This window comes from Bacillus sp. CR71, assembly GCF_003429245.1.
GTDB classification, from domain to species: domain Bacteria; phylum Bacillota; class Bacilli; order Bacillales; family Bacillaceae_G; genus Bacillus_A; species Bacillus_A thuringiensis_S.
This window is the reverse complement of the sequence record NZ_CP031748.1, coordinates 3,379,210-3,392,317: the sequence shown is the minus strand read 5'-3', so window position 1 is coordinate 3,392,317 and position 13,108 is coordinate 3,379,210. Positions and strand designations below refer to the sequence as shown.

Below are 13,108 nucleotides of genomic sequence, written 5' to 3'. Positions count from 1 at the left end.
TATTACGTACTTGATTTTTGTTATCGATAGCGAAGAAAAAGACGGTTCCCTAATTTTACAAGGGAATCGTCTTTTTTTTTGTTTTATGGATCTATGCATTTTTTATACTTTCCTATCCTGGTGCGGTTTTAGGGTTCTTGTCTCTTATTGGATTAACTGAAAAACTGTATAAAACCTTGTATACCCTTAGTGTGGTTTTTTCCGAAATACTGGCGGTACCCCGTCGCTATCAATCAAAGCTCATACAACGTCAATTATATTAGGGGGTGTTTCAGTTCTCGTTTTATCTTTTTACAATGATGAATATGAAATAATGACTTCCACTTATAAGAATGTGAAGAAGTGTTGATGCCAGTTGGAACTGTGGTAAAGGTTGAGGGTGGAATCTAAGGGAATATTAGAGATGTGCATGAAAGGTTATTAATCCATCTTCTATAAAATCGTGGGATTATATATGCACTTATTATCCTGGAGATTTTAAAATAAAACCTATCTAATTATAGAAGTGATTTGAACGTAAGGAAATTGTAAGAAATGGATAAGAAAAAAGAAATTTTTATTGTGTAGGATACAAATATAGAGAAGCGTAAAAGAGGGAGGGTAAATAGGATACATTTATACGAAAAACAAACTAGTAATAAGAGCATTCTATTGGTGGCAATTACTGAAAGAACAGAATACTCACTACAGTTCCTACAGGAAAGGGAAGAATCAATGGATATGGTCTAGGAATCTATGAAATTATATTTCCTAACGGTGTCCCGATATGGGAACATACAGATGTTATTCTAGGATTTGATACTTTTGCTGGAGGGGCATATGTTGACGGCAATTTGAACAGTATGGGTAGAGCCGAGAATACTGGTCTTTTTAAAAGTATTTTACTTGTTGAATATAGACAGTAGGGATAAAGCCAGAATAGTAGTTTATGTGATGTTTGTAATTGAACAAATAAAAGATGAAATCGATCATTTATCTAAGGAGGAATTTTTCTTATGGAAAATAAATTATCTGGAGTGTTAGCCGCTACCTTAGCTCTAACGATGAGTCTACCAACAGGAGCGATAGCGTCTTCTAGCAGTAAGACTCCGGTTGTATCTAGCCAAGAAGTTGCTAGCAAAGATTTGGAGAAGATTGCTGCAGAGAACGCTGCACTGCTCACGAAGTCCTATGAGACGACTAGTGTACAGTATGCGCTGATTGATAATGGTAAACTTATTTTGTCGGGGCAGACAGGTAAGAACGACATAGAAGGGAAAGAGCCACTAACCAAAGATACTCTATACGGAATTGGTTCAACCAGTAAAGTATATACAGCTGCGGCTGTTATGAAACTGGTAGACGAAGGAAAAGTTGATTTGGATGCTCCTGTTGCCCGCTATATTCCTGATTTTAAAATGAAAGATAAACGATATAAGCGTATTACACCGCGTATGCTGTTGAATCACTCCTCGGGTTTGCAAGGTTCGACGTTCAATAATGCATTTTTATTTAAAGATAATGATGCTTACGCCCATGATATATTATTGCAACAATTGTCCAACCAAAACTTGAAGGCAGACCCTGGTGCGTTCTCAGTATACTGTAATGACGGTTTTACACTGGCTGAGATCTTGGTAGAAAGAGTCAGCGGTATGAGTTTTACTGAATTTCTACATCAAAAGTTTACAGAGCCATTAAAACTGAATCATACGATAACATCGCAAGACAAATGGGAAGACGAAAAGCGGGCTGGACTGTATTCTCCGACATACCAGGGACAGCTACCAAGTGAAATGGTGAATCTAATTGGTACGGGAGGAATCTCTTCTACTGCAGAAGATGTGGTGCGATTCTCACAAATATTTATGGGACAGGGAAAAGAAATTCTCTCTAATAAAGCAGTCAAGGCGATGGAACAAGAAGAATATAAAAAAGGAATGTGGCCGGGAGATAGCGGAAATGTGTTCAACTATGGACTTGGCTGGGATAGTGTAAAACTATACCCATTCAGTGAATATGGGATAAAAGCGTTGACTAAGGGTGGGGATACGATACTGCAACATGCTACATTGGTCGTGCTTCCAGAACAGAAGATGGCAGCAGCTGTATTGTCCTCCGGCGGCAGCAGCATGACAAATCAACTGTTGGCAAATAAATTACTGCTAGCTAGGCTTAAAGAGAAAGGGACAATTAAGGATATAAAGCCAGATAAATCCTTCGGAAAGCCCGTCAAGGCTAAAGTGCCTCAAGACGTGGTAAAAAAAGCAGGATTTTATGGAAATAGCTATAGCCATTTCAAAATAGAAATTACGAAGAAGGGAGAACTGGTTTTACCAACTAAACCGGAAGAAAAATATGTATATACGGCGGATGGAAGCTTTATAAATGAGAAGGGTACTTCCAAGCTTAACTTCGTCACAGAGAAGAATGGAAAAGTTTATTTGAGAGAGAGCACATATGAATTATCACCGGGATTGGGGCAAAATGTGCTGACTCACTATTTAGCCCAGAAATTAGAAAACAATGTGTTACCGAAGAAAACAGCTGCTGCATGGGCGAAGCGCGAGGGTGGCAAGTTCTATCTCGTTAACGAAAAATTTAATTCTATGAACTATCTAGGACAACTAATGCCTCTTAACACACAAATTACGATCAAGGATGGATATTGGGACGGCAAAAAAATTACAGGTCCGAATACGGCGACGCATCAAATTCAAATTCCTGTGATGAATGGGCGGGATACAAAGGAAGCCCATTTCTATACAGAGGATGGTACTGAATATATGGAGATGTCCAGCTTTTTATACGTCAGTGAATCTAACGTAAAACCCCTTGATACAGGTCGATTATCAAAAGTTACATTGCAAAAAAATGGGCATGCGAAATGGTTTACGGTCCCGCAAGAGGCAGCAGGGAAAACGATGAATGTGGAGTTGCCATCAGGAAGTTCATTCGCGGTGTATGATGAGAATGGAGTATGCGTCAATTTTACCGTCGTTAGTGATAATAACAAAGTGAAACTACCAGAGAATGGAACGGTTGTATTTGCTGGCGCACCGAACTCCGAATTTACAGTCGCATTGAACTAGCTACAACTCGGGATAGACTTCAATAAAACAGTGCGACATGGAAAAGATATTTTATTTGTATCTTAAGTATTACCTTATTACAATTAAATTCTTAGCTTAATAGCAATGGGATAGCACCACATGCCTATCAGCCTAAGAAAATAAATCAACCCCATGTCCATCAAGCTAGTAAAAATAAATACCCAAAATATAGTAAAATTGACATCTCCAGAGTAAAAATGTAAAAAATTATTGTTTAGGGGCAACATAAAACCTTAGTTTGATAACGATATGGCGCTACTCATAAAAAAGAAATAGGAGAGAATATCCTATTTCTTTTTATTGATATAATAAAATGTAATGAATAGATCCAAAGTAATGATAATAATTAGAAGTAACAAGTGTATAAGTGCATCAGTTTTTCCGTTTAGTAAAGACTTTACAAAGAAATCCCATTCTGTTTCATAGGGAGGTTCTACCCAATTTCGTTGCAGACCTAATACCATTCCATTTATAAAATAGACAATACTTAATAGAATCCTTCCAACAAATAAGGCAGCTGTTTTTATATTCCAATCCTTTATCTTGATTACATAAAGGATTGGAAATAGTATCACTATCCAAAAAACAATAATAAAGACTGTATTTCCCATTCTCTCCTCCTAACAAAATGATTGTATTTTTAATCTTGGTAAATTCTTAGGTTGGAGGTATGTTTCATTGTTACTGGTTAAAAACAAGGACCGTAATTCTGGCTCCTTTTCTATCCCGCAAAATAAAGGTTTGTTTTATCTCTCCGTCTCAAAAAACTCAATCCACTCTCCATCAGGACCAGCGAAGAATATGTAACGTGTTCCATCTGGTAATGTTTCGACTTCTTCTCCTAGTAAAAAGGTTACTGTGTGTTTCTTTAGTCTTGTGATTTCTTCTTCTAATGAATCTACCTTAAAGCAAATGTGATGTACTTTTCCTTCTGCCGGAAGAGAAGAATTGTAGCCTTCAATTAATTCAAGTATCGTTTCCTTCGATTCTTCTACACCTAAAAAAGCGAGTTTTAAGTCTGGGTTTGGGTGTCCCATTCGCTTAATGAGCTGTAAGCCAACTACTTTTTCATAAAAAGTAATAGATGTTTCTAAGTTTGCAACCATAAGTCCTACGTGTTCAATTCTTCTAACTGGCATGTAGATTCCTTCTTTCTGAAAATTATATACAATATATTATTGAAAATTAAGAAAATAAGCAAGATAAAAACCTTACAAATTTAAGCGTGTTGTATGTTATAGTGAGAAAGTATGTTTGGGGAGAAGGAAGGAGATTATACGATGAATATACCTACTCAAACTCCTTCATTATCGGAAACGATGAAAGAGTGGCATTATGCATTAGCATATGAAATTAAACATTGGAAAACGATAGGTGGTAGTAAAATTTCTATCATGAACGGTCGTTTTTTATATACAGATTATGAGAATACAGTGTATGTATTTCAGCTTATTTCGGAAGTAAGTTTACCTGAAGGTTCACCAATTCGAATTGAGTTCGATGGTGAGGAAGCGACAGGAGAAGTATTATCTGTACATGGATTAGAAATAGAATTGAAATTAAATGATTATATACAAGGTGAAATAAGAGAAGCGGTTTTATACAGTGAACCGTGGCAACTTTTAGAGCAACTGCAAGAGCGATTGAAAGAAGCACGTAAAGATAAGCTAAAACGTAATCGTATAAAGCGTCTCGTTGATGGGACGAGCAGTCCGAAGCATATTGAGAAGATGAAAAATCCGAAAAATGAACTAGCATATCGTTCGTTTTACAATCCGACAACGTACGTATGGGGACCGCCTGGAACAGGGAAGTCGTACAATTTATCACGTATTATTTCGGCTCATTACCAAAAAGGAAAATCGGTACTTGTGTTAGCTCATAGTAATGCGGCAGTGGACGTATTAATGAGCGAAGTAACGAAACAAATTGAGAAGAAAAAGAAATGGACACCTGGCGAAATTGTTCGTTACGGTTATAGTCAACATGAACATATACGAAATCATGAAACATTACTTACGTCGAAGCTAGTTGAAACGACGAACGGATCTTGGGGAGAAGAAAGACTCTATTTAGAAGAAACACGACAAGATCTTCGTGAAAAGATTTTATCATATAAAGCGACTTCTGCTGATAAGAAGCGTATACAAGAGATTGAAAGTGATCTTCGAAAGCAAAAAGCGAAAATTAAAGAAGTAGAAAAAGAATATATTGAAAATGCGAAAGTAATTGGTGCAACTCTATCAAAATGTGCAATTGATGCGCTAATTTATGAGCGTACATTTGATTTAGTTGTCGTAGATGAAGTGAGTATGGCGTTCGTTCCGCAAATCGCATTAGCTGCTTCACTTGGAAAACGTATCGTTGTTTGTGGCGACTTTTTACAATTACCTCCAATTGCGATGGCGAACCATGAACTTGTTCGCAAATGGCTTGGGGAAGATATGTTTTACCATGCTGGGATTGTTGAGTCTGTTAATAAATCAGAAGCACATCCGAACCTATTTATGTTGCAGGAACAAAGACGTATGCATGCGGATATATCGAAGTTTACGAATTCGTTTATTTATAAAAATAGAGTATACGATCATCCGTCTGTTTCAGAGCGTAAAGAACTTGCGCAATTGCAGCCGTTCGCAAATGAAGCGAGTGTTTTATTTGATACGAGCCAAATGGGAGCTTTTTCGTTAAAAGATGCGGCTTCTGGTTCACGTTTTAACATTATGTCTGGTTTAGTAGCGATGCAAATGATGTTAATCGGATTGTTAGACGGTGTTCAGTCGATTGGTGTTGTGACACCTTACAGGGCGCAGTCACGCTTTTTATCAACGTGTATTAGAGAAATGTTGCAGAGAACGAAATATCAAAACATACCAGTTTTAGCGGCGACAGTTCATAAGTTCCAAGGTTCTGAAAGAGATATGATGATCTTTGATACGGTTGACAGTTATCCGCAAGAACGACCTGGCGTATTATTCTTTGATCACAAAAACCATCGCCTCGTCAATGTAGCAGTGACAAGAGCGAGAGGGAAGTTCATTCAATTATCAGATTGCCATTATATGCGTAAAAACCTTTCGAGAAAACAAGCGTTATCACAATTAACAGCTCATATAGAACGTCATGGAGATGTGTATGATCGCACGACATCAAGACAATTGTGGGAACGGAAAATTTCGAAACGTTTACGCTGGTTTATGGAAATGAATCTTGAAGAGCCGAAAGGGTTATTAAAAGATATTTTAGCCGCAAAACGAAAAATTATTATTTCACTTCCAAGTACAAAACAAGTGGATAAGCGAGTATGGCAAGCGTTAATGCGTACAAATGCACAGATAACAGTTTATAGTGATGGACCAGTTCCACTGAAAAATGTAAAGTTACAAAGACAAAATAAAGCATTCCCGTTTATCGTAATTGATGATGAAATCTTCTGGGCAGGCGCACCGCTTACATCTCAAATGATGTTTGAAGGTAGTACAGAATTTCCGTACGTATGTGCCAGACTGCAAGCGCCAGAAACAATTGGTGTATTAAAAGGATTTTTAGATATTCGGTAAATTCGGATAGGAATTCCTTGACTTTTATTTGGAATGAACTTAGAATGAATGTAATTTAATATAATTTTATGAAAATTCTTATCACGAGAGGTGGAGGGACTGGCCCTATGATACCTCGGCAGCGGATTCGTTATGAATACTGTGCCAATTCCAGCAAGGTAACTTGAAAGATAAGAAAGAAGCTCATTTTGATTGTATATACAGAAGCCTCTTTCTATCTTTTAGAAAGAGGCTTTTTTACGTGAAAATAAAAGGAGGAAGAACAATGGGAGCGACAGGAGTAACGTCACAAAGAAAAACAATTGAAGAGAGTATCGAAAGAAATAAGGAAAAGTACATAGAAACAAGTCATGATATTCATGCGAATCCGGAGATTGGAAACCAAGAGTTTTACGCATCCAGAACGTTAAGCTTATTACTAGGTAGTGCAGGATTTCAGCTGCAACACAATATAGCTGGACATGAAACAGGTTTTATCGCGCGAAAAAGTTCAGGAAAACAAGGACCAGTCATTGCATTTTTAGCGGAGTATGACGCTTTACCAGGACTAGGTCATGCGTGTGGTCACAATTTAATTGGCACAATTAGCGTTGCAGCAGCAATCGCATTATCAGAAACGCTTGAAGAAATTGGCGGGGAAGTTGTCGTGTTTGGTACACCAGCAGAAGAAGGCGGGCCAAATGGTAGCGCGAAATCAAGTTATGTAAAGGCAGGTTTATTTAAAGACATTGATGCGGCACTTATGATTCATCCGAGCGGAAAAACAGCGACAACGAGCCCTTCACTAGCAGTCGATCCACTTGATTTTCATTTTTACGGAAAAACAGCTCACGCCGCAGCTTCACCAGAAGAAGGAATTAACGCATTAGATGCGGTCATTCAGCTGTACAACAGCATTAACGCACTTCGCCAACAACTTCCGTCAGACGTGAAAATTCATGGCGTTATTACAGAAGGCGGAAAAGCACCTAACATTATCCCTGACTACGCCGCGGCAAGGTTCTTCATCCGTGCAACAACGAGAAAAAGATGTGCGGAAGTAACAGAGAAAGTAAGAAATATCGCAGAGGGAGCAGCATTAGCAACAGGTACGAAAGTGAAAATCCATCAATTCCAAAATGAAATCGATGAACTACTCGTAACAAAAACATTTAATGACGTCGTAGCCGAAGAGCTAGAATTACAAGGTGAAGACGTAAATCGGAAAGAAAGATTTGGCATCGGCTCAACAGACGCAGGAAATGTTAGTCAAGTCATACCGACGATTCATCCGTACATTAAAATTGGTTCAGACGATTTAATTGCACATACGAATGAATTTAGAGAAGCAGCACGTTCAGAACTTGGAGATAAAGCGTTAATTGCATCGGCAAAAGCACTAGCACATACAGCATATCGATTAATTACGGAAGAAGGGCTGTTAGAGAAGGTGAAGGAAGAGTTTAGAGAGGTGCAGAGGAATCAAGGATAGATGGTTAAAGGGAGTGGGGGGATCCACTCCCTTTCTTTTTTGCGTAACGCTGATGCTAAGATTTTTTTGCAGTAAAATCAATGTTAGTGGAACTTTTTTAATCAAAATTTTTTCAAAATTAACATAAATACTTGCAATATTTAAATTAGTACTATATAGTTCTAGTTATGACAAAGGTAAAATTAATGAATCAAAAACGTGTGATTGAAGTAGCTGCAACATTATTTTTAGAAAAAGGGTTTGCTTATACAAGTATGGATGAATTAGTACGTGTAAGCAAAGTTTCAAAGTCTAATGTGTATTATCACTTTTCTAATAAGGAAGTATTATTAGAAGGGGTCGTTGATTATTGGATTGAAATGTATCAATCTGCAATTGATGACGTACTTTCTCAGAACCAATTTTTAGTTGAAGATCGTATCCAACTGTTTTTAAAGCAATTATCACAAGGAGTTCAGTCGAGAGAGTATAAGGGGAGCTGTCCATTTATTACTCTTTATATTCAAAGTCCTAAACAGGCCACGCAAATAAAAGAAAAAATAGGTCTTTTTTTTACAGGATTACAAAAGAAAGTTTCTCTATTACTTAAACAAGGGGTAGAGAATGGAGAATTCAGAAATACGATTAATATTGATGAGGTTGCATCACTTTTTATTACAAATCTTGAAGGAGCGTTATTTATTTCAGAAACATTGAAGGATGCAGCTGTAATCACGAAAACAGCAGATCATTTTTTAAAATTGCTTCGATAAAAGAAGCTTTTTTTTTACATCAAATTAGTACTGAATAGTACTAAAAAGGAGATTTTATATGAGAACAGTATTTTTAACTGGTGGAACAGGCTTTATTGGAAAGCAATTAGTAAAAGAATTAGCCAAAGAGGATGTTAAAATTCTTCTTTTAGTGAGATCGAAAAGTAAAGCAACACGCATTTTTCAAGAAAGAGGCATCTTAAAAAAGGCAGTTCTGCACTTTATTGAAGGTGATTTGACGAAAATAGATTTAGGTCTAAGTGCTGAAGATAAGGAGAGGGTATTGAAAACGGATGTGATTATTCACGCAGGAGGCCCCATGGATATTCAAGCGACAAGTAAAGAGGCAGCTTCCGTATTTTTAAATGGCGCCAAACACATTAGTGAATTAGCTAAAAGCATTCATCAATTGAAGGGCTTACAACAATTTATTCATGTTGTAGGTTATATGAGTCCCTTTGATGATAAAAATAGCAAGATTGCAATTGATGTGTTTAAAGAAGGAAACAATTATTTGAAAATGAAAAATCCATATGAGAGAACAAAATTTTTAGCAGATCTTTATATCCGTCACCAGGCATCAGCAGTAGGTTATCCGCTTTCTGTAATTAATCCGCCAACTGTAGTCGGTAGTAGTAAAACAGGGAGTACAGAGCAGATAGCAGGATTAGGTTTGCTTGTGATGAGTATGCGAAGAGGGCTCATGCCAGTGATTCCTGGAGGTAAGGGATATAGGTTACCACTTATTTCAAACGATGAGCTTGCGAAGTTTATTGTGCAGGTTTTCAGATTGGAACAACCGACTATTCAAACATATACACTTGTTGAAGACAAACAGCACGATCAGAACATTGCTGAATTATTAAGTATTATGTCGGAAAGTATGAATATGAGGGCACCAAAAATCTCTGTCCCAATGCCACTTATGAAAGCAATTATGAATAGTGGGGTAAGTAAAATAACAAAAATTCCTTCTGATGGACTGAATTTTATTACAAAACGAAAATTTTCAAATGTTTCAGCGAAAAAAATTATGGGAGGAGATTGGTTTAAGAAGACGAGTGTAATGAAATTTTTCCCTGCCGTAGTAGCTGATTTGGATTATCGAATGATGCATCAAAATGGCCAGCATAATCATTTATTTAAACGAACATTATGTGATAACACTACCCTTTACCAATTACAAGGAGAGGGGAAACCGTTTATTTTATTACATGGTTTATTGAGTGATGGAGAGGATTTATTTCCTTTAGCACAAGAGCTTCATGAAAAAACTGGTCAACCTGTATGGATCTTGGATCTTCCAGGTTTGGGACGTTCTCCTTTTAAACAAGAGAAAAATCTTCTAGATATCTATTTGAATGTAGTGAAAAAGTTATTAGAGAAAGCTACTAATGGTGCACATCTAATTGGTCATTCATTCGGTGCGTTTATTCTTCTGGAAGCATTGGTACAAGAGTACATAGATAAGAAGTATTCAATCACTTTACTTCAGCCGCCTATTGCTAAAAAAAATCCTAAATCGCTAAATGTTCCCCAATTTATGAACAAATGGACATTAAAATTGGTAACTACTAATTTGATAGGGCGTTATTTATTAAGTAATGGTTTGTTTGAAAGTATGGAGAGCATCCCTGAACATTATATCGAAAAAATAAGTAACAGTTTTACTTCTCCTAGAATTTTAAATACTACGGTTCAGCTTAATAGTTTACTACTGAAAAACGATCAAGGTGATTTCAATGAAGTAACAAAGTATAATCTTCACATTATTTGGGGGGATTATGACAGAGGTTATTCTGCTCCATCGCATCTTGGTAAGGTTGATTTTGTTCCATATGGCCATCATTTTCCTCTTAGCCATCCGAGTGAAACGGCAACATTAGTAATAAAAAATAGTAATACTATCAGATGAGAGTGTGAGATAAATAAAAAGTTTGTAGTAAGATCGTTGTGTCTTTGAAATAAAATCGTACTGTGTGGGGGCCCACCCCATCACTATCAGACTAAGAAACGCAAATACCTCAAAACGAAAAAATGAGCATTTTGTTACAAGATAGTACAAAATTTCGTTCTGGGGGTGCTATAAAATTTTAGCTTGATGACGATGTGGTGCTACCACATGCCCATCAACTTAAGAATTTAGAATTCCCCCCTCCAAAATTATGAGTTTTTTGTTACAAGTTATCACAAAATTTTGTTTTTGGGGTAGTTTTATTTTCTTAGCTTGATTGCGATGAGCGGTACCTCATAAAGGCCCCTGATACATAATTGATGTTCTGCCATTTGTAGAAAACAATCCACTTATACCATTTTAACAAGAAGAAATATCTCGTCCATGTTGTAATATTGGCTTACGTTAAGCTTGTGAAAAAACATATTCATGTATAATGCAATTAATGTATGATACATTAGTTGTAGGAGGGTGACCTATTTGAAAAGAGAAGATGCCTTAAAACTAAGAACAGATATTAAGAAAATGATTATAATAACTGGGGTTTTTGAATCTCAAAATTTGCCCAATGGACCATTTGAAAAACCTTTACCGACTTCTCAAATGATGGCGTTAGAGGAACTAGAGGTGGAAAAACTAACTGTTTGGCAACTATCCAATAAACTTAGATTAGAGACTTCAACTGTAAGTAGATTGGTAGATAAGTTAGTAAAAAAGGGGCTTATTTATCGTGAAGTAAATGAAAAAAATAGAAGAGAACTTTTTCTGCACCTCACAGAAAAAGGTCACATAACTGTTAATTGCTTAAGAGAGCAATCCGTTGCGTTTTATCAAAGTATTCTCAATAATTTGTCAGAATCAGAACAAAAAATAGTTGTGGATGGTTTTGAATTATTTATTGATTCTATTTCTAAGTCTTTTGATTAGAGTGAGGTAAGTCATAACATTTGGAGGATAAAATGAGTTTGCATTTTGAACGTCCTATTATTGAATTAAAAGAGAAATTTGATGAATTAAAGAAAATTATGAAAGAAAATAATGTAGATTTATCGTCAGAAATTCATGAATTAGAAAAACGTTTAAATAAAATGCAAGATAAAATTTATTCTAATATTACACCTTTTCAACGAGTTCAAATTGCAAGGCTACGTAACCGACCCACGACATTGGACTATATACCTTTATTGTTTACAAACTTTCTCGAACTTCATGGTGATCGATTATATAGTGATGATAAAGCAATGATAGGTGGTATTGCAAAATTTAAAGGGGTGCCCGTTACGGTTATTGGTCATCAAAGAGGTAGAAATACAAAGGAAAGTATAGAAAGAAATTTTGGAATGGCACATCCAGAAGGTTATAGAAAAGCGCTAAGACTTATGAAACAAGCTGATAAATTTAATCGCCCTATTATTACATTTATTGATACAATAGGCGCCTATCCAGGGATAGGGTCTGAAGAGCGTGGAATTTCTGAAGCTATAGCTCGAAATCTATTTGAAATGACTACACTTAAAGTGCCAATTGTTTGTATTGTAATTGGAGAGGCATCAAGTGGTGGAGCTCTTGGCATTAGTGTCGGTAACCATATCCATATGTTAGAGTATTCATGGTACTCGGTAATTTCGCCAGAAGGAGCAGCATCTATCCTATGGAAGGACGCTAAGTATGCTCCAGAAGCTGCTGAACATATGAAAATTTCAGCAAAAGATTTAAAACATTTAGGAATTATTGATGAAATCATTCCTGAAATTAAAGGTGGAGCACAAAATGATATAAAATCACAGGCAAAAATGATTGAATCTGTAATCGAATCATCTCTAAAAAAATTGATACTATTATCCTCGGAAGAGCTTATACAACAGCGGTATGAAAAGTATAGACAAATAGAGAATTATAAATGAAAATATTTAAAGTCCGTATTACATTTCGGAGGATTCTCGCGAAAAAATTTAAAATATTTTGTAAGTAACCTCTTAAACTGGGATATGCTGATACTATTACTCTACAAAAGATGTGTGATCGGTATGGAAAAGGAAAATTTGTTCAAATGGAAGCATTATCACATACCCATCAACTTAAGAAATTGATTGTTCCCCAAAACGAAAAAATGAGCTGAATTCTCATAAATAACTGTGAAAATATAGGAATTTCGTTATGGGGGGTATCTCAAAATCTTAGGTTGATGGCAATGGGGTACCGCCACATCGCTATCAAGCTAAGCTTATGCAAAGTCAATTTTAGGCGAGATTGTTTCTTTTTTCTAAGGGGCAAGTTTA

The 13,108-nt window shown here is 36.3% G+C and carries 9 protein-coding genes and 1 riboswitch; of the genes, 7 read left to right on the top strand and 2 right to left on the bottom strand.

The window, feature by feature from the left end; genetic code table 11:
* Positions 1-995: 995 nt before the first annotated feature.
* Positions 996-3,071: a serine hydrolase domain-containing protein gene (locus DOS87_RS17085; protein WP_000428443.1), complete on the top strand. Its 2,076-nt coding sequence runs from the start codon at positions 996-998 to the stop codon at positions 3,069-3,071.
* Between the two features lie 308 nt (positions 3,072-3,379).
* On the opposite strand, the gene DOS87_RS17080 is transcribed toward DOS87_RS17085, so the two are convergent.
* Positions 3,380-3,703 carry a hypothetical protein gene (locus tag DOS87_RS17080; RefSeq protein WP_079245738.1) on the bottom strand — a complete coding sequence of 108 codons (324 nt, stop codon included), beginning with the start codon at positions 3,701-3,703 and terminating at the stop codon, positions 3,380-3,382.
* Between the two features lie 135 nt (positions 3,704-3,838).
* Positions 3,839-4,231, bottom strand: coding sequence for a VOC family protein (locus tag DOS87_RS17075; protein WP_001145295.1), 393 nt, complete (start codon positions 4,229-4,231; stop codon positions 3,839-3,841).
* 111 nt (positions 4,232-4,342) lie between these two features.
* On the opposite strand from DOS87_RS17075, the gene DOS87_RS17070 reads away from it, so the two are divergent.
* The 6 genes from DOS87_RS17070 to DOS87_RS17045 all read left to right on the top strand — a co-directional run bounded on the left by DOS87_RS17070 (position 4,343) and on the right by DOS87_RS17045 (position 12,733).
* Entirely contained in the window at positions 4,343-6,652 is a 2,310-nt protein-coding gene (locus DOS87_RS17070) for an AAA domain-containing protein (RefSeq protein WP_002162750.1), read from the top strand.
* Between the two features lie 75 nt (positions 6,653-6,727).
* Positions 6,728-6,829: riboswitch (SAM riboswitch) on the top strand.
* A gap of 88 nt (positions 6,830-6,917) precedes the next feature.
* Entirely contained in the window at positions 6,918-8,123 is a 1,206-nt protein-coding gene (locus DOS87_RS17065) for a M20 family metallopeptidase (protein ID WP_098578212.1), read from the top strand.
* A gap of 185 nt (positions 8,124-8,308) precedes the next feature.
* Positions 8,309-8,875: a TetR/AcrR family transcriptional regulator gene (locus DOS87_RS17060; RefSeq protein ID WP_017762864.1), complete on the top strand. Its 567-nt coding sequence runs from the start codon at positions 8,309-8,311 to the stop codon at positions 8,873-8,875.
* Positions 8,876-8,933: 58 nt separating this feature from the next.
* Complete coding sequence (locus DOS87_RS17055; protein WP_017762863.1) at positions 8,934-10,790, top strand: alpha/beta fold hydrolase; 1,857 nt, start codon at positions 8,934-8,936, stop codon at positions 10,788-10,790.
* A 519-nt stretch (positions 10,791-11,309) separates the two neighbouring features.
* Positions 11,310-11,756: a MarR family winged helix-turn-helix transcriptional regulator gene (locus tag DOS87_RS17050; protein WP_208730036.1), complete on the top strand. Its 447-nt coding sequence runs from the start codon at positions 11,310-11,312 to the stop codon at positions 11,754-11,756.
* A gap of 32 nt (positions 11,757-11,788) precedes the next feature.
* Positions 11,789-12,733, top strand: coding sequence for an acetyl-CoA carboxylase carboxyltransferase subunit alpha (locus DOS87_RS17045; RefSeq protein ID WP_098578214.1), 945 nt, complete (start codon positions 11,789-11,791; stop codon positions 12,731-12,733).
* Positions 12,734-13,108 lie beyond the last annotated feature (375 nt).

Coding starts and splice junctions, on each gene's coding strand:
- DOS87_RS17085 (WP_000428443.1), top strand. CDS start 996: ATGGAAAATAAATTATCTGGAGTGTTAGCCGCTACCTTAGCTCTAACG.
- DOS87_RS17080 (WP_079245738.1), bottom strand. CDS start 3,703: ATGGGAAATACAGTCTTTATTATTGTTTTTTGGATAGTGATACTATTT.
- DOS87_RS17075 (WP_001145295.1), bottom strand. CDS start 4,231: ATGCCAGTTAGAAGAATTGAACACGTAGGACTTATGGTTGCAAACTTA.
- DOS87_RS17070 (WP_002162750.1), top strand. CDS start 4,343: ATGTTTGGGGAGAAGGAAGGAGATTATACGATGAATATACCTACTCAA.
- DOS87_RS17065 (WP_098578212.1), top strand. CDS start 6,918: ATGGGAGCGACAGGAGTAACGTCACAAAGAAAAACAATTGAAGAGAGT.
- DOS87_RS17060 (WP_017762864.1), top strand. CDS start 8,309: ATGAATCAAAAACGTGTGATTGAAGTAGCTGCAACATTATTTTTAGAA.
- DOS87_RS17055 (WP_017762863.1), top strand. CDS start 8,934: ATGAGAACAGTATTTTTAACTGGTGGAACAGGCTTTATTGGAAAGCAA.
- DOS87_RS17045 (WP_098578214.1), top strand. CDS start 11,789: ATGAGTTTGCATTTTGAACGTCCTATTATTGAATTAAAAGAGAAATTT.